This is a genomic window from Nitratireductor aquimarinus, assembly GCF_017255295.1.
GTDB classification, from domain to species: Bacteria; Pseudomonadota; Alphaproteobacteria; order Rhizobiales; family Rhizobiaceae; genus Nitratireductor; species Nitratireductor aquimarinus.
The window spans coordinates 306,827-328,006 of the sequence record NZ_JAFKDE010000003.1 but is presented as its reverse complement, the minus strand read 5'-3'; the positions used below and the strand labels follow the sequence as shown (position 1 = coordinate 328,006).

20 protein-coding genes are annotated in these 21,180 nt (G+C 62.3%); 17 read left to right on the top strand and 3 right to left on the bottom strand.

Annotated features, from left to right (window positions below; translation table 11 throughout):
- The first annotated feature begins 27 nt into the window (after positions 1-27).
- The 11 genes from eno (at position 28) to JYP46_RS06225 (ending at position 10,388) form a co-directional block, all read left to right on the top strand.
- Complete coding sequence (gene eno / locus JYP46_RS06275) at positions 28-1,302, top strand: phosphopyruvate hydratase (protein WP_113155165.1); 1,275 nt, start codon at positions 28-30, stop codon at positions 1,300-1,302.
- Between the two features lie 76 nt (positions 1,303-1,378).
- Positions 1,379-1,699 (top strand): FtsB family cell division protein, encoded by a 321-nt coding sequence (locus JYP46_RS06270; RefSeq protein WP_206547590.1) that lies wholly within the window; start codon positions 1,379-1,381, stop codon positions 1,697-1,699.
- Positions 1,700-1,908: 209 nt separating this feature from the next.
- Positions 1,909-2,970: a pyruvate dehydrogenase (acetyl-transferring) E1 component subunit alpha gene (gene pdhA, locus JYP46_RS06265; RefSeq protein ID WP_113155166.1), complete on the top strand. Its 1,062-nt coding sequence runs from the start codon at positions 1,909-1,911 to the stop codon at positions 2,968-2,970.
- A gap of 13 nt (positions 2,971-2,983) precedes the next feature.
- Entirely contained in the window at positions 2,984-4,384 is a 1,401-nt protein-coding gene (locus JYP46_RS06260) for a pyruvate dehydrogenase complex E1 component subunit beta (protein ID WP_206547589.1), read from the top strand.
- Between the two features lie 13 nt (positions 4,385-4,397).
- Positions 4,398-5,753 (top strand): pyruvate dehydrogenase complex dihydrolipoamide acetyltransferase, encoded by a 1,356-nt coding sequence (locus tag JYP46_RS06255; RefSeq protein WP_206547588.1) that lies wholly within the window; start codon positions 4,398-4,400, stop codon positions 5,751-5,753.
- Between the two features lie 33 nt (positions 5,754-5,786).
- Positions 5,787-6,425 carry an SGNH/GDSL hydrolase family protein gene (locus JYP46_RS06250; RefSeq protein ID WP_206547587.1) on the top strand — a complete coding sequence of 213 codons (639 nt, stop codon included), beginning with the start codon at positions 5,787-5,789 and terminating at the stop codon, positions 6,423-6,425.
- Positions 6,426-6,443: 18 nt separating this feature from the next.
- Complete coding sequence (locus tag JYP46_RS06245; RefSeq protein ID WP_113155170.1) at positions 6,444-6,995, top strand: HdeD family acid-resistance protein; 552 nt, start codon at positions 6,444-6,446, stop codon at positions 6,993-6,995.
- A gap of 68 nt (positions 6,996-7,063) precedes the next feature.
- Positions 7,064-8,509 (top strand): dihydrolipoyl dehydrogenase, encoded by a 1,446-nt coding sequence (lpdA, locus tag JYP46_RS06240; protein ID WP_206547586.1) that lies wholly within the window; start codon positions 7,064-7,066, stop codon positions 8,507-8,509.
- A 139-nt stretch (positions 8,510-8,648) separates the two neighbouring features.
- Entirely contained in the window at positions 8,649-8,948 is a 300-nt protein-coding gene (locus JYP46_RS06235) for a GlsB/YeaQ/YmgE family stress response membrane protein (RefSeq protein ID WP_206547585.1), read from the top strand.
- 7 nt (positions 8,949-8,955) lie between these two features.
- Positions 8,956-9,933, top strand: coding sequence for a lipoyl synthase (lipA, locus tag JYP46_RS06230; protein WP_113155172.1), 978 nt, complete (start codon positions 8,956-8,958; stop codon positions 9,931-9,933).
- Positions 9,933-10,388, top strand: a complete 456-nt coding sequence (locus JYP46_RS06225; RefSeq protein ID WP_206547584.1) for a type II toxin-antitoxin system RatA family toxin — start codon at positions 9,933-9,935, stop codon at positions 10,386-10,388. Before lipA ends, JYP46_RS06225 begins: the two co-directional genes overlap by 1 nt.
- A 2-nt stretch (positions 10,389-10,390) precedes the next feature.
- On the opposite strand, the gene JYP46_RS06220 is transcribed toward JYP46_RS06225, so the two are convergent.
- Genes JYP46_RS06220 through JYP46_RS06210 form a run of 3 tightly spaced genes read right to left on the bottom strand, consistent with a single transcriptional unit; the run spans position 10,391 to position 12,340 of the window.
- On the bottom strand, positions 10,391-10,882 hold the full coding sequence (locus JYP46_RS06220; RefSeq protein WP_113155174.1) for a CinA family protein: 492 nt from the start codon (positions 10,880-10,882) through the stop codon (positions 10,391-10,393).
- Positions 10,879-12,108, bottom strand: coding sequence for a bifunctional 2-C-methyl-D-erythritol 4-phosphate cytidylyltransferase/2-C-methyl-D-erythritol 2,4-cyclodiphosphate synthase (locus JYP46_RS06215; RefSeq protein WP_206547583.1), 1,230 nt, complete (start codon positions 12,106-12,108; stop codon positions 10,879-10,881). Before JYP46_RS06215 ends, JYP46_RS06220 begins: the two co-directional genes overlap by 4 nt.
- A complete protein-coding gene (locus JYP46_RS06210) occupies positions 12,092-12,340 on the bottom strand; it encodes a hypothetical protein (protein WP_206547736.1) in 249 nt (82 codons plus the stop codon). The genes JYP46_RS06215 and JYP46_RS06210 overlap by 17 nt, the downstream gene beginning before the upstream one ends.
- Here JYP46_RS06210 and dusB point away from each other — a divergent pair.
- The 6 genes from dusB to trkA all read left to right on the top strand — a co-directional run bounded on the left by dusB (position 12,339) and on the right by trkA (position 21,129).
- Positions 12,339-13,253 carry a tRNA dihydrouridine synthase DusB gene (gene dusB / locus JYP46_RS06205; RefSeq protein WP_236042117.1) on the top strand — a complete coding sequence of 305 codons (915 nt, stop codon included), beginning with the start codon at positions 12,339-12,341 and terminating at the stop codon, positions 13,251-13,253. The genes JYP46_RS06210 and dusB overlap by 2 nt on opposite strands.
- Entirely contained in the window at positions 13,250-14,410 is a 1,161-nt protein-coding gene (locus JYP46_RS06200; protein WP_206547581.1) for a two-component system sensor histidine kinase NtrB, read from the top strand. The genes dusB and JYP46_RS06200 overlap by 4 nt, the downstream gene beginning before the upstream one ends.
- Positions 14,407-15,855, top strand: coding sequence for a nitrogen regulation protein NR(I) (ntrC, locus tag JYP46_RS06195; RefSeq protein ID WP_113155178.1), 1,449 nt, complete (start codon positions 14,407-14,409; stop codon positions 15,853-15,855). The genes JYP46_RS06200 and ntrC overlap by 4 nt, the downstream gene beginning before the upstream one ends.
- A 168-nt stretch (positions 15,856-16,023) precedes the next feature.
- Positions 16,024-18,276, top strand: a complete 2,253-nt coding sequence (locus JYP46_RS06190; RefSeq protein ID WP_113155179.1) for a sensor histidine kinase NtrY-like — start codon at positions 16,024-16,026, stop codon at positions 18,274-18,276.
- Between the two features lie 3 nt (positions 18,277-18,279).
- On the top strand, positions 18,280-19,641 hold the full coding sequence (ntrX, locus tag JYP46_RS06185; protein ID WP_113155180.1) for a nitrogen assimilation response regulator NtrX: 1,362 nt from the start codon (positions 18,280-18,282) through the stop codon (positions 19,639-19,641).
- Between the two features lie 111 nt (positions 19,642-19,752).
- Positions 19,753-21,129 carry a Trk system potassium transporter TrkA gene (gene trkA / locus JYP46_RS06180; RefSeq protein WP_206547580.1) on the top strand — a complete coding sequence of 459 codons (1,377 nt, stop codon included), beginning with the start codon at positions 19,753-19,755 and terminating at the stop codon, positions 21,127-21,129.
- Positions 21,130-21,180: the final 51 nt, after the last annotated feature.

Sequence of the window (21,180 nt, the reverse complement as noted above, 5' to 3'; positions counted from 1 at the left end):
TCAACCTCCAGATCAGAGAGAGTTAAAATGACTGCCATTCTCGACATTGTCGGACGCGAAATACTGGACAGCCGCGGCAACCCCACCGTCGAGGTCGATGTGGTTCTGGAAGACGGCTCGATGGGCCGCGCCGCCGTGCCTTCGGGTGCGTCCACCGGCGCGCACGAGGCCGTGGAACTGCGCGATGGCGGCAAGCGCTATCTCGGCAAGGGCGTCGAGCAGGCCGTCGATGCGGTCAATGGCGAGATCTTCGAGACGCTGAGCGGTCTCGAAGCCGAGAACCAGATGCAGATCGACCAGGCGATGATCGATCTCGACGGCACGCCGAACAAGAGCCGTCTCGGCGCAAACGCCATTCTCGGCGTTTCGCTGGCCGTGGCGAAGGCCGCTGCCGAATCCTCCAACCTGCCGCTCTACCGCTATGTGGGCGGCGCGTCGGCGCATGTCCTGCCGGTGCCGATGATGAACATCGTCAATGGCGGTGCGCATGCCGACAACCCGATCGACTTCCAGGAATTCATGGTGATGCCGATTGGCGCATCCTCCATCCGTGAAGCCGTGCGCTGGGGGTCGGAAATCTTCCACACGCTGAAAGCGGGTCTGAAGGATGCCGGCCACAACACCAATGTGGGCGACGAAGGCGGCTTTGCGCCGAACCTGAAGAGCGCCGAGGATGCGCTGGACTTCGTTCTCGCCTCCATCGAGAAGGCCGGCTACCGCCCGGGTGAAGATGTGGGCATCGCGCTCGATTGCGCCGCCACCGAGTTCTTCAAGGAAGGCAAATACGTCTACGAAGGCGAAGGCCAGACGCGCGACGGCAAGGCGCAGGCCGAGTATCTCGCCAAGCTGGTCGGCAACTACCCGATCATCTCCATCGAAGACGGCATGTCGGAAGACGATTTCGAGGGCTGGAAGATCCTCACCGATCTGGTTGGCGACAAGGCCCAGCTCGTTGGCGACGATCTGTTCGTGACCAATTCGGCGCGTCTGCGCGACGGCATCAAGATGGGCATCGGCAATTCGATCCTCGTGAAGGTGAACCAGATCGGTACGCTGACCGAGACGCTGGATGCCGTGGAGACGGCGCACAAGGCCGGCTACACCGCAGTGATGTCGCACCGCTCGGGCGAGACCGAGGATTCCACCATTGCCGACCTGGCTGTCGCGACCAATTGCGGGCAGATCAAGACCGGTTCGCTGGCGCGCTCCGACCGGACCGCGAAGTACAACCAGCTCATCCGCATCGAAGAAGAGCTCGACCGTCAGGCGCGTTACGCCGGAAAGTCGTTCCTGCGCGGATAAAAATGCAAATGGCCGCGCCGAAATAACGGTCCATTAAGCAAGATATGAACACATGCGGGAGAAGGGTTTTTTCCGCATGTGGACACGTCATCACAAACGCCGCAACACTGGTCGCCTGATCGTTCCGACGATCACGGGCCTGTTTCTCGCCTATTTTGGCTTTCATGCCTATCACGGCGAATACGGCATCTATTCCAAAATTCAGCTCGAATCCCGCATTGCCGAGGCGCAGGCCAGACTCGACACGCTTGTCGCCAAGCGCAGGGAGCTGGAGCATCGTGTTGCGCTGGTGAATGACGGCAGCCTCGAGAAGGACATGCTGGACGAGCAGGCCCGGCGCGCGCTCAATGTCGCGCGTGAAAATGAGATCATTATCCTCATTGGCGCGGATCGGTGAATTAACCGACTTTCAGTTAATCGATAAGAAGGTGTGCAAATCCAAGCATTTAGCTGCATGGCAGCTATGCGGATTTTGAATGGCCGAAATGTGAACTACGTGCTAGCTTTGTCATCTATAAGCGGGAGATGACGGGAGGCTCACGGCGCAATTTTGCCGCGCTCCACCGTTGCACAAATTCCCCGGATTGTCAGCTAGGGAGTAGAGGCATGGCGCGAGCCGCAAGCAAGACCAGTGGCAACAGGTCACGCTCGACCGGAAAAGGGGCGGCAGCAAGTGCCGGCCAGACACCAAAGGCTCCAAAGCCCGAGGAATTCGACAAGGAGCAGGAGCTTCACGCCTATCGTGAAATGCTGCTCATTCGCCGCTTCGAGGAAAAGGCCGGCCAGCTTTACGGCATGGGCCTGATCGGCGGTTTCTGTCACCTTTATATCGGCCAGGAAGCCGTCGTCGTCGGCATGCAGATGAGCATGAAGGAAGGCGATCAGGTCATCACCGGCTATCGCGATCATGGTCACATGCTCGCAACCGGCATGGAAGCGCGCGGCGTGATGGCCGAGCTCACGGGGCGCCGCAATGGCTACTCCAAGGGCAAGGGCGGCTCCATGCACATGTTCTCCAAGGAGAAAAAGTTCTACGGCGGTCACGGTATTGTTGGCGCGCAGGTGCCGCTGGGCACCGGGCTTGCCTTTGCCAACCGCTACCGTGGCGACGACAGCGTTTCGATCACCTATTTCGGTGATGGCGCGGCCAACCAGGGCCAGGTCTATGAGAGCTTCAACATGGCCTCGCTGTGGAAGCTGCCGGTGATCTACATCATCGAGAACAACCGCTACGCCATGGGCACGGCGGTCGCGCGTTCCTCCGCCGAGACCGATTTCTCGCATCGCGGCCTTTCGTTCAAGATCCCCGGCATCCAGGTGGATGGCATGGATGTACGTGCGGTCAAGGCGGCCGGTGAGCTGGCCGTTGACTGGTGCCGTTCGGGCAAGGGGCCGATCATCCTCGAGATGCAGACCTACCGCTATCGCGGCCATTCCATGTCTGACCCCGCGAAATACCGCTCCAAGGACGAAGTGCAGAAGATGCGCTCCGAACACGATCCGATCGAGCAGGTGAAGCAGCGTCTTCTGGCCAGCAAGTGGGCGGATGAAGATGCGCTGAAGGCCATCGACAAAGAGGTGCGTGACGTGGTCGGCGATTCGGCCGAATTCGCACAGACGGATCCGGAGCCGGATGTGTCTGAACTCTACACCGACATTCTGCTTTGAGGGGAGGGCCGACATGCCAACCGAAATTCTCATGCCCGCGCTCTCTCCGACCATGGAAGAGGGCAATCTTTCCAAATGGATCAAGAAGGAAGGCGACGCTGTCGCTCCCGGTGACGTGATCGCCGAGATCGAGACCGACAAGGCAACCATGGAAGTGGAAGCCGTGGACGAAGGCACGCTCGGCAAGATCCTGATCGCCGAAGGCACCGAAGGCGTGAAAGTGAACACGGCCATCGCTGTTCTTCTGGGTGAGGGCGAAAGCGCCTCCGATCTCGACAGGCAGGCTGCAAAGCCGGCTGCCGAAGAGACGAAGGCTGCTGACGACAGCGCCGCAAAGGCGGAGCCGGAAGAAAAGTTTTCCGGTGGCTCCGTGCCGGCTGCACCGGAACTCAAGGTCGCTGCCGATCCGGACATTCCCGAAGGCACCGAGATGGTTTCGACCACCGTGCGCGAAGCGCTGCGCGACGCCATGGCCGAGGAAATGCGCCGTGACGGCGACGTCTTCGTCATGGGCGAGGAAGTGGCCGAGTATCAGGGCGCCTACAAGGTGACCCAGGGGCTCCTTCAGGAATTCGGCGACAAGCGCGTCGTCGACACGCCGATCACCGAGCACGGCTTTGCCGGCGTCGGCGTTGGCGCGGCCTTTGCCGGTCTGAAGCCGATTGTTGAGTTCATGACGTTCAACTTCGCCATGCAGGCGATCGACCAGATCGTCAACTCGGCGGCCAAGACGCTCTACATGGCCGGCGGCCAGATGGGCGCGCCCATCGTGTTCCGTGGTCCCAACGGCGCTGCTGCCCGTGTGGCGGCACAGCATTCGCAGTGCTACGCCGCCTGGTACGGGCACATTCCGGGCCTCAAGGTGGTGATGCCTTACACGGCAGCCGACGCGAAGGGCCTTCTGAAGGCCGCGATCCGTGATCCGAACCCGGTGATCTTCCTGGAGAACGAGATTCTCTACGGCCAGAGCTTCGACGTTCCGAAGATGGATGATTTCGTTCTGCCGATCGGCAAGGCGCGCATCCACAAAACGGGCAAGGACGCGACCATCGTTTCCTTCGGCATCGGCATGACCTATGCGGTCAAGGCGGCTGAGGAACTGGCTGCCGAGGGCATCGACGTGGAAATCGTCGACCTGCGCACGATCCGTCCGATGGACCTCGATACGGTGATCGAATCCGTCAAGAAGACCAACCGTCTGGTAACGGTCGAGGAAGGGTTCCCGCAGTCGTCGGTCGGCGCGCATATCGCCAGCCAGGTGATGCAGCGGGCCTTCGACCATCTCGACGCGCCGGTGATCACGGTGGCCGGCAAGGACGTTCCGATGCCCTATGCCGCCAATCTCGAAAAGCTGGCGCTCCCGAGCGTCGCCGAAGTGGTCGAGGCGGTGAAAGCCGTTTCCTATCGCAACTGAGGGGGAGGACACCATGCCGATCCAAGTCACCATGCCCGCCCTCTCGCCGACGATGGAAGAGGGCAATCTCGCCAAGTGGATGGTCAAGGAAGGGGATTCCGTCGCTCCCGGTGACGTGATCGCCGAGATCGAAACCGACAAGGCGACCATGGAAGTGGAAGCCGTGGACGAAGGCACCGTCGCCAAGATCGTCGTGCCGGAAGGCACCGAAGGCGTGAAGGTGAATGCGCTGATCGCGGTTCTCGCCGAGGAAGGCGAGGACGCTGCCGACGCCGTGAAGGCTGCCGAAGGCGGCGCAAGCGCAAAGGCCGGGGCGAAGGCTCCCGAGGCCGAGAAGCCCGCTGAAGCCGTAGCACCGGCGGAAAAGGCCGAAGCGCCCGCGCAGGCAAAGCCGGCAGAGGCGAAGTCTGCTTCATCCGGCAATGGGGAGCGCGTGTTTGCCTCTCCGCTCGCCCGCCGTCTGGCGAAGGAAGCCGGTCTCGACCTGTCCGCCATCGCCGGTTCGGGGCCGAAGGGCCGGATCGTCAAGGCCGATGTGGAAGCAGCAGGCAAGGATGGCGGTGCGAAGGCAGCCGCACCGGCTGAAGCAGCTTCCGCCGCTGCGTCCGCGCCGCAGGCCATGTCCGACGATCAGGTGCTGAAACTGTTCGAGGAAGGCTCCTACGAGCTCATCCCGCATGACAGCATGCGCAAGACCATCGCCCGTCGTCTGGTCGAGGCCAAATCCACCATCCCGCATTTCTACCTGACGCTCGATTGCGAGATCGACGCGCTTCTGGCGCTGCGCAAGCAGCTCAATGATGCCGCGCCGAAGGTGAAGACCGGGGATGGCGAGAAGCCGGCCTACAAGCTGTCGGTCAACGACATGGTCATTAAGGCCCACGCCAAGGCGCTGGCCATGGTGCCGGACGCAAATGTGTCGTGGACCGAGAACGCCATGGTGAAGCACAAAAACGCCGATGTGGGCGTTGCCGTGTCGATCCCCGGCGGTCTGATCACGCCGATCGTGCGCCGCGCCGACGAGAAGACGCTGTCGGCCATCTCCAACGAGATGAAGGATCTGGCCGCGCGGGCGCGTTCGCGCAAGCTGAAGACGGAAGAGTTCCAGGGCGGCAACACGGCCGTGTCCAATCTGGGCATGTTCGGCATCAAGGACTTCGCCGCCGTCATCAACCCGCCGCATGCGACGATCCTCGCGGTCGGCGCGGGCGAACAGCGGGCCGTGGTGAAGGATGGCGAAGTGAAGGTTGCGACCGTGATGTCGGTGACGCTTTCGACCGACCACCGTGCAGTCGACGGCGCGCTCGGCGCAGAACTCCTCGCCGCCTTCAAGCAGGTCATCGAAAACCCGATGGCGATGCTGGTATAGGCCGCAAATGAACATCTTGTCCGGGGGCGGAACATGAAGACCATCCTGTGCTACGGCGATTCGCTGACATGGGGGTACGATCCTGCCGGCCCCGGACGCCATTCCTTTGAAGACCGCTGGCCAAGCACGCTTCAGGCCGCTCTGGGCGACCGCGCCCGGGTGATCGCCGAAGGGCTCAATGGCCGCACCACGGTGTTTGACGACTACGCTGCCGGCGCAGACCGCAATGGTTCGCGGGTTCTGCCGACACTTCTGACGAGCCATGCACCTCTTGATCTCGTCATCATCATGCTTGGCACGAACGACATGAAGCCGTTCATCTGTGGCCGCGCCTTCGGTGCGAAACAGGGCATGCAGCGTCTGGTCGACATCGTGCGCCGCCATGACTACCCGATGGGCGATCCGGCTCCGAAAGTGCTCGTCATGGCGCCGCCGCAGGCCTGCGCGACGGATGATCCCGACTTTTCAGTACTGTTCGATAACGCGCGCTCCGAATCGGCAAAGCTCGCCGGTTTATATGAAGCGCTCGCACGGGACACGGGTGTCGGCTTCTTCGACGCCGGCCGTGTGGCGCGCACAAGTCCGCTTGACGGCGTTCATCTGGACGCCGACAACACGAGGTCGATCGGTGCGGGAATCGCGCCGGTCGTTACTGAAATGCTTGGGTTTTAAAGGCGGAAGGATAGACATATGGCCGATACGGCAGGAAATAGAAGCGTACACGCTTCCTGGGGCTGGCTTGCCCTGCTCGGCGCCATTTCACTCATTGGCGGCATTCTGGCATTCGCCAATCCATTCGCGGCCACGATGACCGCTGCAATGCTGGCCGCATGGACCTTCGTCCTGTTTGGCGTGCTGCAGATCGTGCAGGCGTTCAGCGTGCGTGGCTGGGGCGGGTTCCTCTGGGCGCTGCTCATGGGCGTTCTGATGCTCGCAGTGGGCGTTTCCATCATCATGAAACCGGCGGCGGGCATTGTTTCGCTCACGGTTCTGGTGGCGATCATCTTCCTCGTGCTCGGTGTGGTGAAGATCATGTACGCCTTTGCATTCCGCCCGCTTTCGGGCTGGGGCTGGGTTCTGTTCTCGGGCCTCGTCTCGCTGGTTCTCGGCGTGATGATCCTGGCGGACATGCCGTGGGCGGCCGCAACCATTCTGGGCATTCTGCTGGCGGTTGAGCTGTTGTCGAACGGCATCTTCCTCCTGCTCATCGCCTTCGGCCTGCGCGGGGCGCAGCGGGCCTGATTTTCTTTCAGGGCGCGGGTCTGCCCCGCGCCCTGGAACAACGATACGACTACAAGGAGAGACCAGCTGTGGCTGAAAACTACGACGTTATCATCATCGGTTCGGGACCGGGCGGCTATGTGACCGCGGTCCGCGCTGCACAGCTTGGCTTGAAAACGGCAATCGTCGAGCGCGAACATCTGGGCGGCATCTGCCTCAACTGGGGCTGCATTCCGACCAAGGCGCTGCTCCGCTCCGCCGAGATCAAGCATTATGCCGAAAACGGCAAGGACTACGGTCTCTCCATCGAGGGCAGGGTGACGGCCGATGTGGACGCCGTCGTCGACCGCTCGCGCAAGGTCTCGCAGCGCCTCAATGGCGGTGTCGGGTTCCTGATGAAGAAGAACAAGATCGACGTGATCTGGGGCGAGGCCAAGCTTTCCAGGCCTGGCGAAGTCGTGGTGTCGGAAACGGCGAAGAAGGCGATGCAGCCGCAGCCGCCCGCGCCGAAGAACACCAAGGGCCCCGGAACCTACAAGGCAAAGCACATCATCGTCGCCACCGGTGCGCGTCCGCGCGTTCTGCCGGGCATCGAGCCTGATGGTGACCGGATCTGGACCTATTTCGAGGCAATGGTTCCCAAGACGATGCCGAAGTCGCTCGTCGTCATGGGCTCCGGCGCAATCGGCATGGAGTTCGCCTCCTTCTACCGCACCATGGGGGCGGAGGTTACGGTGGTCGAGCTGATGCCGCAGATCCTGCCGGTCGAGGATGCGGAAGTTTCAAAATTCGCACAGCGTCAGTTCGAGAAGCAGGGCATCAAGTTCAAGCTTGGCGCAAAGGTTTCCAAGGTCGAGAAGGGCAAGGACGGCGTCACCGCCCATATCGAGACCAAGGATGGAAAGACCGAGACGATCTCCGCCGAGAAGCTGATTTCGGCTGTTGGCGTACAGGGCAATATTGAGAATCTCGGGCTCGAGGCGCTGGGCGTGAAGACTGATCGCGGCTGCGTTGCCGTGGACGGCTATGGCCGCACCAATGTCGATGGCATCTACGCCATCGGCGACGTGGCGGGCCCGCCCATGCTGGCGCACAAGGCCGAGCATGAAGGCGTGATCTGCATCGAGAAGATCGCCGGCGTGCCGGGCGTTCACGGGCTTGAAAAGGGCCTGATCCCGGGCTGCACCTACTGCCAGCCGCAGGTCGCCTCCGTCGGTCTGACGGAAGCAAAGGCCAAGGAAGCCGGGCGCGACATTCGCGTTGGCCGCTTCCAGTTCGCCGCCAATGGCAAGGCCATCGCGCTTGGCGAGGATCAGGGCTTCATCAAGACCATCTTCGACAAGAAGACCGGCGAGCTTCTGGGTGCACACATGATCGGCGCGGAAGTCACCGAGCTCATTCAGGGCTTTGTCGTCGCCATGAACCTGGAGACGACCGAGGAAGAGCTGATGCACACGGTCTTCCCGCATCCGACCCTGTCGGAGATGATGAAGGAAAGCGTTCTCGACGCCTATGGGCGCACGCTCAATGCTTGAGATCGGCGCTTAAGATCAGCGTTTGTGTGCGGTCTGGTGATGCTGCCTGACCGCCAAATGCTCGAAAAGGGCTGAAAAGCCCCTGTTTCCCCCGCGACAAGTGGACTATATGCGGGGGAACGCAACGAGGATCGGGATGATGGGCGAAAGCCACGGCCTCATGGGAATACCTGGTATGGGAATGTCAGGTGTCGGCTTTTTCGGACTGCTCGTGATCGGTTTTCTGGCCGGTTACGTGGCTGAAAAGACCATGAACCGCGAGCATGGCTTTCTCACCAATATCCTGGTCGGCATAGCCGGCGCTTTTGTCGGCGGGACGATTGCCGGTATTGCCGGCATCTCGTTCTATGGTTTTTGGGGCAATCTGGTGGTCGCCATTCTTGGCGCGATCCTGATCCTCTGGATATTCGGTCGTTCGGCCCCGCGCCGCACGCGATAGGACAAACATGGTCACCATTCTCGATACCGTCACCGACAAGCCGCGCCCGCGGCATCCCGAAAAGGCGCACCGCCCCGATCAGGACGTGATGCGCAAGCCGAAATGGATTCGCGTGAAGGCGCCGACCTCGCAGGGCTATATGGAAACCCGCGAGATCGTGAAGTCGAACAAGCTCGTGACCGTGTGTGAAGAGGCCGGCTGCCCGAATATCGGCGAATGCTGGGACAAGAAGCACGCCACGTTCATGATCCTCGGCGAGATCTGCACGCGCGCCTGCGCGTTCTGCAATGTCGCAACCGGCATTCCCGGTCCCGTGGACATCAACGAGCCCGACAATGTCGCCAAGGCCGTTCGCGAGATGGGGCTGAAGCATGTCGTCATCACCTCGGTCGACCGTGACGATCTGGCCGATGGCGGCGCGCAGCACTTTGCCGATGTGATCGGCGCAATCCGCGCGGCTTCGCCCGAAACGACCATCGAGATCCTGACGCCCGACTTCCTGCGCAAGGACGGCGCTCTTGAAGTCGTCGTCGCGGCAAAGCCCGACGTCTTCAACCACAATCTGGAAACCGTTCCGGGCAATTATCTCAAGGTTCGCCCCGGCGCGCGCTATTTCCACTCGCTGCGTCTTCTCCAGCAGGTCAAGGAACTTGATCCCGGCATGTTCACCAAGTCGGGTATCATGGTCGGCCTTGGCGAAGAGCGTAACGAAGTGCTGCAGCTCATGGACGATCTGCGTTCGGCCAATGTCGACTTCATGACAATCGGCCAGTATCTGCAGCCGACGCGCAAGCACCATCCGGTGAAGAAGTTCGTCACGCCGGAGGAATTCAAGTCCTACGAGACCGTGGCCTACACGAAGGGCTTCCTGATGGTTTCTTCCAGCCCGCTCACGCGCTCGTCGCACCATGCGGGCGAAGACTTCGCAAAGCTGCGGGCGGCGCGCGAGGCGCGTCTTGAAGGCGCTGGTGCTGCTGCGAACTGATGCCGAAATTCGAGACCGTGCGCCGCGTGGCGCACACAGCCGAGGACATGTTCGCGCTCGTCGCGGATGTGGAGAAATATCCTGAATTCGTGCCCATGTGCGAAGCGCTCAGCGTGCGCACGCGCAAGGAACGCGATGGCGTGACGCTGCTCGTGGCCGATATGACCGTCGGCTACAAGGCGCTGCGGGAGACATTCACCAGCCAGGTAACGCTGAAGCCTGCCGATGCGGCAATCGACGTGCGCTATGTGGACGGCCCGTTTCGCTTCCTCAAGAACGAATGGCGCTTCGAGCCGGCCGGCGAGGGCGCGTGCGAAATTCATTTCTTCATCGAATATGAGTTCAAGAGCCGGATGCTCGGCGCGGTGATGGGCGCGATGTTCGACCGCGCCTTCCGCATGTTCTCCGAGGCGTTCGAGCGCCGTGCGGATGTGATCTACGGCGTGAGCGCCTGAATTCAGCCTTCCTGAAGGGCCGACAGAACCATGTCGAGCGCGGTCTCGACGGTTGCAGCGCGCACACCGGCGCGGTCGCGGTCTTCAAAGACATGGGACTGCGCCACGGGCGCGCGGCCCTTCATCGCCAGTCCGAACCAGACAAGGCCGACCGGTTTTTCGTCTGACCCGCCATCCGGGCCGGCAATGCCGGTGACGGCGACCGTCACGCCGGCGCGTGAGTGGGCAAGCGCGCCCTGAGCCATTTCCAGCGCGGTTTCCTGCGAGACAGCGCCATGGGCGGCCAGCGTTTCTGGTGAAACGCCGAGCATCTCCATCTTGGCTTCATTGGAATAGGTGACGAACCCGCGGTCGACGACCGAGGACGAACCGGCAATGTCGGTCAGGGCGGCGGCGATCATGCCGCCGGTGCAGGACTCGGCCGTGGCGAGCATGATGCCGCGTGCGTTGCAGGCGGCAAGAACAGCGCGGGCGCGTGTCTCGAAACCGCTCATGCCGGCACCTCGCCGGGATAGATCACGCTTGCCGTGGCGATCGACGCAATGCCTTCTTCGCGCCCGACAAAACCCATCTTCTCATTGGTGGTGGCCTTGATGGAAATGCGGTGCGGCGCGATGTTAAGCATGCCGGCAAGGGCTGCCGTCATGCTCTCGCGATGCGGACCGATTTTGGGCGCTTCGCAGACAATCGTGACATCGACATTGGCGATGCGTCCGCCTGCCTCGCGCACGATGGCGGCTGCGTGTTCGAGGAAGATGTGCGAGGCGGCGCCCTTCCATTGCGGGTCGGAGGGCGGAAAATGCGTCCCGATATCGCCAGCGCCGCAGGTGGCCAGAAGCGCGTCGGTCAGTGCGTGCAGGCCCACATCGGCATCCGAATGGCCGGAGAGGCGCTTGTGATGCGGAATGGCGACGCCGCAAAGCACGACCGCATCGCCATCGGCAAAGGTGTGCACGTCATAGCCATTGCCGGTGCGCACATCCGGGAAGACGCTCGGACGGGTCAGGCGTTCGTCTGCAAGCGCGATGTCGCGCGCCCAGGTGAGCTTGATGTTGTCGACGGAGCCGGCAACGAGCCGAACCGGGATCTTTGCCCATTCGGCGATGGAGGCGTCGTCGGTGAAATCCTCACGCCCCAGCTTGTGGGCGCGCTCATGGGCTGCCGCGATGAGTGCGAAGGGAAAGCCCTGCGGCGTCTGCGCGGCATGCAGGTCGTGGCGCGGCACCGTCTCGGCAATGTTGCCGGCGGGGCCTGCGCGCTTGATCGTGTCGGCCACGGGCAGGGATGGCAGCGCGCCGCGACCATCTTCCACCGCCGCAATGATCCGGTCGATCAGCTCGCGGTCGATGAAGGGGCGCACGCCGTCATGGATGAGAACCGTCTGCGGAGACGGATCGTAAAGCGCAAGCAGCGCCAGCCGGGTGGAGGCCTGGCGGGAATGGCCGCCATGGATGGCGATGACGCGATCATCGGTCAGGCCGGCAGTGGCCTCGGCGAACAGCGCTTCGTCGTCCGGGTGGATCGCCACCACCACGCGCCCGATGCGCGGATCGGTGAGGAAGGTTTCCAGCGTGTGACGCAGCACCGGCTTGCCGCCGATCTGGCGATATTGCTTCGGTCCTTCGACGGACTGCCCCGCGCGCTCGCCGCGTCCTGCGGCGACGATGACGGCGGCGACCTCACCGGTCCTGCTGGCCGTCAGGCTATCGGATTGTGTCATCTGCTTGTCCATAGCGCAGACGCATAATAATACATGCCGCGAAAGGCCAGCCGAATTTGCAGGCGATTGCGCAGATGCGAAAACGCAGTTGCGGGATCGGGTAAAAACTGGCTAAATAATAAGCACAATCAGAGGGTGCTTTAAATTTGTGCATCTCATCAGCCGCGTTTTTGCCCACGCCACTCTCGGTCGGATCGGTTTCGATTCGCAACCGCGTGTTTCTGGCGCCCATGTCCGGGGTTACCGACCTGGCGTTCCGCGCACGCGCCTATGACCATGGCGCGGGGCTGGTCGTCTCTGAAATGGTGGCAAGCGGCGAGCTTGCGCGCGGCAAGGCTGAATCGGCCCGCCGCCTGCGCCGTCCGGATGTGGACGTGCACATGGTGCAGCTTGCCGGACGCGAGGCGCGCTGGATGGCGGAAGGCGCACGCATCGCCGAAGAGCGCGGCGCAGACGTGATCGACATCAATATGGGCTGCCCGGCCAAGAAGGTGACGGGCGGCTATTCCGGTTCGGCGCTGATGCGCGAACCCGATCATGCACTGAGCCTGATCGAGGCTGTCGTGGGTGCTGTTCAGGTGCCGGTCACGGTGAAGATGCGTCTTGGCTGGGACGACAATGCGCTGAACGCGCCGGAGATTGCGCGCCGCGCGGAGGAGGCGGGCGTGGCCATGGTGACGGTGCACGGGCGCACCCGCTGCCAGTTCTACAAGGGCAGGGCCGACTGGAAGGCGATTTCGGCGGTGAAGGAAGCCGTCACGATCCCGGTGGTGGCCAATGGCGACGTGACATCGGCGGAAGATGCAGCAGGCATGCTTGCCGCTTCGGGCGCTGACGCGGTGATGGTCGGACGCGCGCATTACGGCGCGCCATGGATCGCAGGCGCTGTTGCCTCCAATGCAGAGCGCCGCCCGGACAACCTCGCCGACTATGTGATCGACCATTACGAGGCGATGCTCTCGCTTTATGGCGCGGATCACGGCACACGGCACGCCCGCAAGCATCTCGGCTGGTACATGGATCGGCACATCACCGAGGTTTCCCCCGAAACGCGCAGGGCGATCATGACGGGGACCGATCACAGAGAGGTCAGCCGGCTCCTGCGCGACCTGTTTCGCAGACAAGAGGATCAACTGGCCGCATGAATGACAGGGGTGAACGCGCACGTATGGAAACCGGCCCGGCCAGTCTGCTCTTGAACACGTTGCGCCACCCCGTGGTGATGATCGACCGGGATGGCTTCATCGCCGAGGTGAATGCGGAGGCCGAGGATTTCTTCCGCTCCGGCGCGTCCATTCTTGCCCGAAGCCGCCTGTCGGATTTCGTTCCCTTCGGAAGCCCGCTGATCGCGCTTGTCGAACAGGTGCGCGAGCAGCGCGTGGCGATCAACGAATACCGTGTCGACATCTCGTCACCGCGCCTTGGGCCGGAGCGGCTGGTGGATATTCACGCAGCCCCGGTTTCAGAAGTGCCCGGCGCGGTTGCGCTTCTCCTGCAGGAGCGCTCCATGGCCGACAAGATCGACCGGCAGATGGTGCATCGCGGGGCGGCGCGTTCGGTGACCGGGCTGGCAGCCATGCTGGCGCATGAAATCAAGAACCCGCTTTCGGGCATTCGCGGCGCGGCGCAATTGCTCGAACACGCCGTTTCGGATGAAGACCGGGCGCTGACGCGCCTCATCACCGAGGAGACCGACCGGATCGTGGCGCTGGTCGACCGTATGGAAGTGTTTTCGGACGAACGCCCGGTGGAGCGCGATCCGATCAACATTCATCTGGTGCTTGATCACGTCAAAGCCGTCGCCAAGAGCGGTTTTGCGCGCAAAGTCAGCATTTTGGAGGATTACGATCCGTCGCTGCCGCCGGTCTGGGCCAATCGCGACCAGCTGATCCAGGTCTTTCTCAATCTGGTCAAGAACGCTGCCGAAGCCATTGCCGATCAGGATGATGGCGAGATCCGGCTGACAACGGCGTTTCGTCCGGGCATCCGGCTTTCGGTTCCGGGCTCGCCGGATCGCGTGGCGCTTCCGCTGGAGTTTTGCGTCTACGACAACGGGCCGGGCATCCCCGAGGATCTGCGGCAGATCATCTTCGATCCCTTCGTCACCTCCAAGCAAAACGGGTCTGGCCTCGGGCTTGCGCTGGTCGCCAAGATCGTGGGCGCGCATGGCGGGGTGATCGAATGCGAATCTTCCGGCCAGCGTGGAACCGTGTTCCGCATCCTGATGCCGGCCTGGCGCGAGGCGCGCCATCCGGCCCCCCGGCCAAACCCTTTGAAGACTGAAATGGAGGGCAGGTCATGACCGGTTCCAGCATTCTCGTGGCCGATGACGACGCGGCCATCCGCACCGTGCTCAATCAGGCGCTGTCGCGCGCCGGCCACGATGTGCGCGTCACCTCGAACGTAGAGACGCTCTGGCGCTGGGTTTCGGGCGGCGAGGGCGATCTGGTCATCACCGATGTGGTGATGCCCGATGGCAATGCGTTCGACCTTCTGCCCCGCATCAAGAAGGTGCGGCCCGATCTGCCGGTGATCGCCATGAGCGCGCAGAACACGTTCATGACCGCGATACGCGCCTCCGAGGTCGGGGCCTATGACTATCTGCCCAAACCTTTCGATCTGACCGAACTGGTGAACATTGTCGGGCGTGCGCTGTCGGAGCCCAAGGCAAGCCAGAAGGAGCTTGCCGGTGCGGATGCGCCCGAGACGCTGCCGCTGATCGGCCGATCGGCGGCGATGCAGGAAATCTACCGGCTGCTTGCGCGCATGATGCAGACCGATTTGACGGTGATGATCAGCGGCGAGTCGGGCACCGGCAAGGAACTCGTGGCCCGCGCGCTTCACGAATATGGCCGTCGCCGCAAAGGGCCGTTTGTCGCCATCAACATGGCCGCCATCCCGCGCGATCTGATCGAATCGGAGCTTTTCGGTCATGAGAAGGGTGCGTTCACGGGCGCGCAGGCGCGCTCCTTCGGCCGGTTCGAGCAGGCGGAAGGCGGCACGCTGTTTCTCGACGAAATCGGCGACATGCCAATGGAAGCGCAGACGCGCCTCCTGCGCGTCTTGCAGCAGGGCGAATACACGACCGTTGGCGGGCGCACGCCGATCCGCACCGATGTGCGCATCGTCGCCGCCACCAACAAGGATCCGCGCACGCTGATCGATCAGGGCCTGTTCCGGGAAGACCTTTTCTATCGGCTGAACGTCGTGCCGCTGCGGCTGCCGCCGCTGCGCGAACGGGCGGAAGACATCCCGGATCTGGTGCGCCACTTCTTCGCCCGCGCCGAGCAGGAGGGGCTACAGGCCAAGCGAATCAGCAATGACGGGCTCAACCGGCTGAAGAGCTATCGCTGGCCCGGCAATGTGCGTGAGCTTGAAAACCTCGTGCGCAGGCTGGCCGCGCTCTACCCACAGGACGAAATTTCGGCCGAAGTGATTGAGCAGGAGCTGCGCGCGGCAGGCGCTTTGCGCGGCAACCAGTCGGAACCTCTGCCGGAAGAAACCACGCTGTCCCAGGCCGTCGAGCAGCATTTGCAGCGCTATTTCGCGACATTCGGTGACCAGTTGCCGCCGGCAGGGCTCTACCAGCGGGTGCTGGCTGAAGTGGAGCAACCGCTTCTGATTGCGGCGCTGACCGCGACGGGCGGCAACCAGTTGAAGGCCGCAGACCTTCTCGGCGTCAACCGCAACACCTTACGCAAGAAGATCCGCGAATATGGCGTGAACATCTATCGCGGCGCGAACTGAAGCCAGTCCGCCCGCACGCCGTTTCAGGCCAGCCCTGACTTCCCGGCACGATCCCCAGTCTGCCCCAGCAATGCCGCATTGTTAGGAAATGCAACTGTTGCCAGATGGTTACAGTCGTTGCATATGTGCAACAACTAAACGCTATGCTGGAAAACGGAAGCGGGAGTGATGGTCAGCTTGTCCGAGAGTTCGCCGATGGAGCCTTTGGCTGCGGCTGCGCCCGTGAGGCGCGGGCGAACGGCTGCGTTCTATATCGGTATGACGGCGGCGATCGGCGCTGTCGTGACGGCAGGCATTTCCTTCACCGTTCTGCTTGGCCTTACCCCGATCACGCCTGATGCGACCACGACGATCCTTCTGATCGCGATCAATCTTGGCTTCATTCTGCTCCTTTTCGGCCTGATCCTCATGGAAGGCTGGCGTATCTACAAATCCCGCAAGGGACGGCGGGCAGCTTCCCGTCTGCATGTGCGCATCGTCGCCATGTTCTCGCTTGTGGCGGCGATCCCTGCCATTCTGGTGGCGGTTGTCGCTTCGGTGACGCTGGATCTGGGCCTTGATCGATGGTTCGAACTCAGAACCAAGGTCATCGTCTACTCGTCTCTTTCGATTGCCGATGCCTATGTGCAGCAGAATGCCCGCAGCCTGCAGGGCACGACGGAGAGCATGGGGGTGCGGCTCGATCAGGCGCGCACGCTCTACAATCTGGACCGCTATGGTTTCCGCGATTTCCTGACCCGTCAGGCGATGCTGCGCGGTCTGGCCGTTGCCGAACTCGTGCGCGAGGACGGCTCGGTGATCATCGGCGCGCAGATGCCGGAAGAGATTCCATTGCCGCGTCCAAACGAGAACGCCATCGAGGTCGCCAACAGCTCGCAGATCGCTTTCAACGAGATCGGCGGAACGAATCTTGTGACAGCGGTCTACAAGCTGCAGGAGATTCCGGACGCCTATCTCTACACAGGCGCATTGCTTGATCCCGAAGTCCTGAAGGCGCGCCAGATCGTGCGCACGAATACGGATGAGTACCGATCACTCGAGGGCAATCGCGGCAACACACAGATCGCCTTCGCGCTGCTCTATCTGGTCGTGACGCTTGCCATCGTGCTGGCGGCCATCTGGACCGGCATCGCGGTCGCCGACCGTCTTGTGCGACCGATCCGCCAGCTCATCAGTGCGGCGGGCGCCGTTTCGACAGGCAATCTCGACGTCTCCGTGCCTGTACGCAGTTCCGATGGCGATGTCGGGCTTCTGGGCGATACGTTCAACCAGATGACCCAGCAGCTGAAATCGCAGCGCGATGAGCTCATCACCGCAAGGGACGTCATCGACGAGCGCCGCCGGTTCACCGAGGCCGTGCTTTCGGGCGTCAGCGCCGGGGTTATCGGCGTGGAAGCCGATGGTTCGGTCGCCATGGTCAATCGCTCCGCCGAGGCGATGCTCGACATTTCAGCCGATGACGCGGTCAACAAGAACCTCTCCATGGTGCTGCCCCATGTGGGTCGCATCTTCGAGATGGGACGCAAGTCCGGTCGCGCCGTCTATCGCGAGCAGGCCACCTTCTTCCGTGGCGGCGTGGAACGCACCTTCAACATACAGATCACCACGGAGGAGGGCGTCAACGAGGATGACGAGCATTCCTATGTGGTCACGGTGGATGACATCACCGATCTGATGCAGGCGCAGCGCTCCATGGCGTGGGCCGATGTTGCCCGCCGCATTGCGCATGAAATCAAGAACCCGCTGACGCCGATCCAGCTTTCAGCCGAGCGTATTCGCCGTCGCTTCGGCAAGGTGATCGAGCAGGATCGCGAGATTTTCGATCAGTGCACCGACACGATCATTCGCCAGGTGGGTGATATCGGGCGCATGGTGGATGAGTTCTCGGCCTTCGCGCGCATGCCAAAGCCTGACATCCAGCTTCTCGATCTGCGCGAGCCGCTGCGCGAGGCTTCCTTCCTTGTGGAGGTGGCGCGCAACGAGATCACCTTTGAACGGCAGATTTCCGACACGCCGCTGATGGGCCGTTTCGACGCGCGCCTCCTGGGGCAGGCATTCGGCAACATCATCAAGAACGCTGCCGAAGCCATCGACGCGGCTGAGCGTCAGAACGGCCAGCCGGGCGCAATCCGCATCGCGGCGCGCATGAATGGCCGGTTCATCCAGATCGAGGTGATCGACAATGGCAAGGGCCTGCCGCGCGAGAACAGGCAGCGGCTGCTCGAGCCCTACATGACCACACGCGAGAAGGGCACGGGACTTGGCCTCGCCATCGTGAAGAAGATCATCGAGGACCATGGCGGCCGCCTGGAACTCCACGACGCGCCAGACGATTTCCACGGCGGAGGTGGCGCCATGATCCGCATCATACTTCCTGCTGCCGGAGACGCCGGTAGCGCTGCTGAGACGACAAGAAGGTAGAAAATGGCTTCCGATATTCTGATCGTAGACGACGAGGAAGACATCCGCGAACTCGTTGCTGGCATTCTCAGCGACGAGGGCCATGAAACGCGCACCGCTTTCGACAGCGACAGCGCGCTTGCCTCCATCGCCGAGCGCGTGCCGCGCCTCATCCTGCTCGACATCTGGCTTCAGGGCTCCAAGCTCGACGGGCTTGCGCTTCTGGACAAGATCAAGGAACTGCATCCGCACGTTCCGGTGGTGATGATTTCCGGACACGGCACTATTGAGACGGCCGTTTCGGCGATCAAGCGCGGCGCTTATGATTTCATCGAAAAACCTTTCAAGACGGATCGCATGATCCTCATCTGCGAGCGCGCACTGGAGATCTCCAAACTGAAGCGCGAGATGAGTGACCTGAAGAAGCGCAGCGGCGCATCCTTCGATCTCGTGGGTGAATCGGCGGCTCTCAACAATCTGCGCCAGACCATCGAGCGTGTCGCGCCCTCCAACAGCCGCATCATGCTGACCGGACCTTCCGGCTCCGGCAAGGAACTCGTCGCCCGCGCCATTCATGCGGCCTCGCCGCGCAATGGCGGACCGTTCGTAACGCTGAACGCCGCTGCGATCACGCCCGAGCGCATGGAAATCGAGCTTTTCGGCACCGAATCCAATGGCGGCGAGCGCAAGGTCGGCGCGCTGGAGGAGGCCCATGGCGGCGTTCTCTATCTGGATGAAGTGGCCGACATGCCGCTTGGCACGCAGAGCAAGATCCTGCGTGTGCTCGTGGACCAGCAGTTTGAGCGGGTTGGCGGAACGCGTCGCGTGAAGGTTGATGTGCGCATCATTTCCTCCACCGCGCAGAACGTCGAATCGCTGATCGCCGAAGGGCGGTTCCGCGAGGATCTGTTACACCGGCTGGCCGTGGTTCCGGTTGGCGTTCCGCCGCTTGCAGAACGGCGCGAGGACATTCCGCTTCTGGTCGACCACTTCATGCAGCAGATCGGAGAACAGGCCGGGATCAAGCCGCGTCCGCTCGGCAATGACGCCATGGCGGTTCTGCAGGCCCATAACTGGCCGGGCAATGTGCGCCAGCTGCGCAACAACATCGAACGCCTGATGATCCTGACGCGTGGCGATGGCCCGGACACGCCGATCACCGCCGATCTTCTGCCGTCCGAAATCGGCGATGTGATGCCGCGCCTGCCGACGCAGTCCGACCAGCACATCATGGCGCTGCCGCTGCGCGAGGCGCGCGAAATGTTCGAAAAGGAGTATCTGCTGGCGCAGATCAACCGCTTCGGCGGCAACATTTCGCGCACGGCGGAATTCGTCGGCATGGAGCGCTCCGCACTGCACCGCAAGCTGAAGTCGCTCGGCGTCTGAGCCGCCAGGCCGCGTCCATCTCGATGGACGAGGTTTTCACGCGCCCCGAAAAGCGCTAGAGCAGTGACCCTGCAGACCGAAAGAGGTCTGCGCGAATGCAGGGAATACGTGATGAAGGTCATTATTTGCGGGGCAGGCCAGGTTGGCTTCGGTATCGCAGAGCGGTTGGCCGCCGAGCAGAACGATGTTTCCGTGATCGATACCTCGCCGGAGCTGATCCGCGCGGTTCGCGACACGCTTGATGTGCGTGGTTTCGTCGGCCATGGGGCGCATCCCGACGTTCTGGCCTCGGCCGGCGCCAGCGAAGCCGACATGATCATTGCGGTCACGCTGTTTGATGAAGTGAACATGGTCGCCTGTCAGGTGGCGCATTCGCTCTTCAACGTGCCGACCAAGATTGCGCGCATTCGCTCGCAGTCCTATCTCCAGACGCATTATATGGACCTGTTCTCGCGGGACCATCTGCCGATCGACGTGATCATCTCGCCGGAAGTCGAGGTGGGCGAGATGGTGATGCGCCGCATCGCGCTGCCGGGTGCGACGGATGTGGTGAGCTTTGCCGATGACAAGGTCTCCATGGTCGCCATCGAGTGTCTTGAGGAATGCCCGGTCATCAACACGCCGCTGGCGCAGCTCACCGAACTGTTTCCGGATCTGCCGTCGACCGTGGTTGGCGTGTCGCGTGAGGGAAAGCTCTTCATCCCCCATTCCGGCGATCAGCTCATGGCCGGCGATCTTGCTTATGTGGTCACCACCAAGGAACAGGTGCGCCGCACGCTCGGCCTGTTTGGCCATGAGGAGCGCGAAGCGACCCGCATCGTCATTGCCGGTGGCGGCAATATCGGCCTCTATGTCTCGCGCGCGATGGAAAAGAAGCAGAGCCGCACCAAGGTCAAGGTGATCGAGAACACGCGCGAACGCGCCGTGGCGCTCGCCGACAAGCTGCGCCGCACCGTGGTGCTGCATGGCAGCGCGCTCGACCAGAAACTGCTTCTGGAAGCCGACATCCAGCATGCCGACCTGATGGTGGCGCTGACCAATGACGATCAGGTCAACATCCTGTCGAGCGTGATCGCGAAGCGGCTTGGCTGCCGCTCCAATCTCGTTCTGATCAACAATCCGACCTATCACGACTTCGCCAAGACGCTGGGCATCGACGCGCATGTGAACCCGCGCTCGGTGACCATCTCGAAGGTGCTTCAGCATGTGCGGCGCGGCCGCATCCGCGCTGTCCACAACATTCAGCGGGGCGCTGCCGAAGTCATCGAGGCCGAGGCGCTGGAAACCTCGCCGCTGGTCGGCCCGCCGCTCAGCGAAGTGGAGTTTCCCGATGGCATGCGCATTGGCGCGGTCTATCGCGACGGCGCGGTCATCAAGCCGAGCGGTTCGCTCAAGATCAAGCCGAAGGACCGGGTCGTGATTTTTGCGCTGGAAAGCGCGGTGCGCCAGGTGGAACAGATGTTCCGCGTCAGCCTGGAGTTTTTCTGAGTCGCTTGAAAATTCCGCCGCACGGCGGCAAAACACTGTCTGCCTTTTCGC

Excerpts from the sequence above, each read along its gene's own strand:
- eno (WP_113155165.1), top strand. The coding sequence starts at position 28 with ATGACTGCCATTCTCGACATTGTCGGACGCGAAATACTGGACAGCCGC.
- JYP46_RS06270 (WP_206547590.1), top strand. The coding sequence starts at position 1,379 with ATGTGGACACGTCATCACAAACGCCGCAACACTGGTCGCCTGATCGTT.
- pdhA (WP_113155166.1), top strand. The coding sequence starts at position 1,909 with ATGGCGCGAGCCGCAAGCAAGACCAGTGGCAACAGGTCACGCTCGACC.
- JYP46_RS06260 (WP_206547589.1), top strand. The coding sequence starts at position 2,984 with ATGCCAACCGAAATTCTCATGCCCGCGCTCTCTCCGACCATGGAAGAG.
- JYP46_RS06255 (WP_206547588.1), top strand. The coding sequence starts at position 4,398 with ATGCCGATCCAAGTCACCATGCCCGCCCTCTCGCCGACGATGGAAGAG.
- JYP46_RS06250 (WP_206547587.1), top strand. The coding sequence starts at position 5,787 with ATGAAGACCATCCTGTGCTACGGCGATTCGCTGACATGGGGGTACGAT.
- JYP46_RS06245 (WP_113155170.1), top strand. The coding sequence starts at position 6,444 with ATGGCCGATACGGCAGGAAATAGAAGCGTACACGCTTCCTGGGGCTGG.
- JYP46_RS06235 (WP_206547585.1), top strand. The coding sequence starts at position 8,649 with ATGGGCGAAAGCCACGGCCTCATGGGAATACCTGGTATGGGAATGTCA.
- lipA (WP_113155172.1), top strand. The coding sequence starts at position 8,956 with ATGGTCACCATTCTCGATACCGTCACCGACAAGCCGCGCCCGCGGCAT.
- JYP46_RS06225 (WP_206547584.1), top strand. The coding sequence starts at position 9,933 with ATGCCGAAATTCGAGACCGTGCGCCGCGTGGCGCACACAGCCGAGGAC.
- JYP46_RS06220 (WP_113155174.1), bottom strand. The coding sequence starts at position 10,882 with ATGAGCGGTTTCGAGACACGCGCCCGCGCTGTTCTTGCCGCCTGCAAC.
- JYP46_RS06215 (WP_206547583.1), bottom strand. The coding sequence starts at position 12,108 with ATGACACAATCCGATAGCCTGACGGCCAGCAGGACCGGTGAGGTCGCC.
- dusB (WP_236042117.1), top strand. The coding sequence starts at position 12,339 with ATGTCCGGGGTTACCGACCTGGCGTTCCGCGCACGCGCCTATGACCAT.
- JYP46_RS06210 (WP_206547736.1), bottom strand. The coding sequence starts at position 12,340 with ATGGGCGCCAGAAACACGCGGTTGCGAATCGAAACCGATCCGACCGAG.
- JYP46_RS06200 (WP_206547581.1), top strand. The coding sequence starts at position 13,250 with ATGAATGACAGGGGTGAACGCGCACGTATGGAAACCGGCCCGGCCAGT.
- ntrC (WP_113155178.1), top strand. The coding sequence starts at position 14,407 with ATGACCGGTTCCAGCATTCTCGTGGCCGATGACGACGCGGCCATCCGC.
- JYP46_RS06190 (WP_113155179.1), top strand. The coding sequence starts at position 16,024 with ATGGTCAGCTTGTCCGAGAGTTCGCCGATGGAGCCTTTGGCTGCGGCT.
- ntrX (WP_113155180.1), top strand. The coding sequence starts at position 18,280 with ATGGCTTCCGATATTCTGATCGTAGACGACGAGGAAGACATCCGCGAA.
- trkA (WP_206547580.1), top strand. The coding sequence starts at position 19,753 with ATGAAGGTCATTATTTGCGGGGCAGGCCAGGTTGGCTTCGGTATCGCA.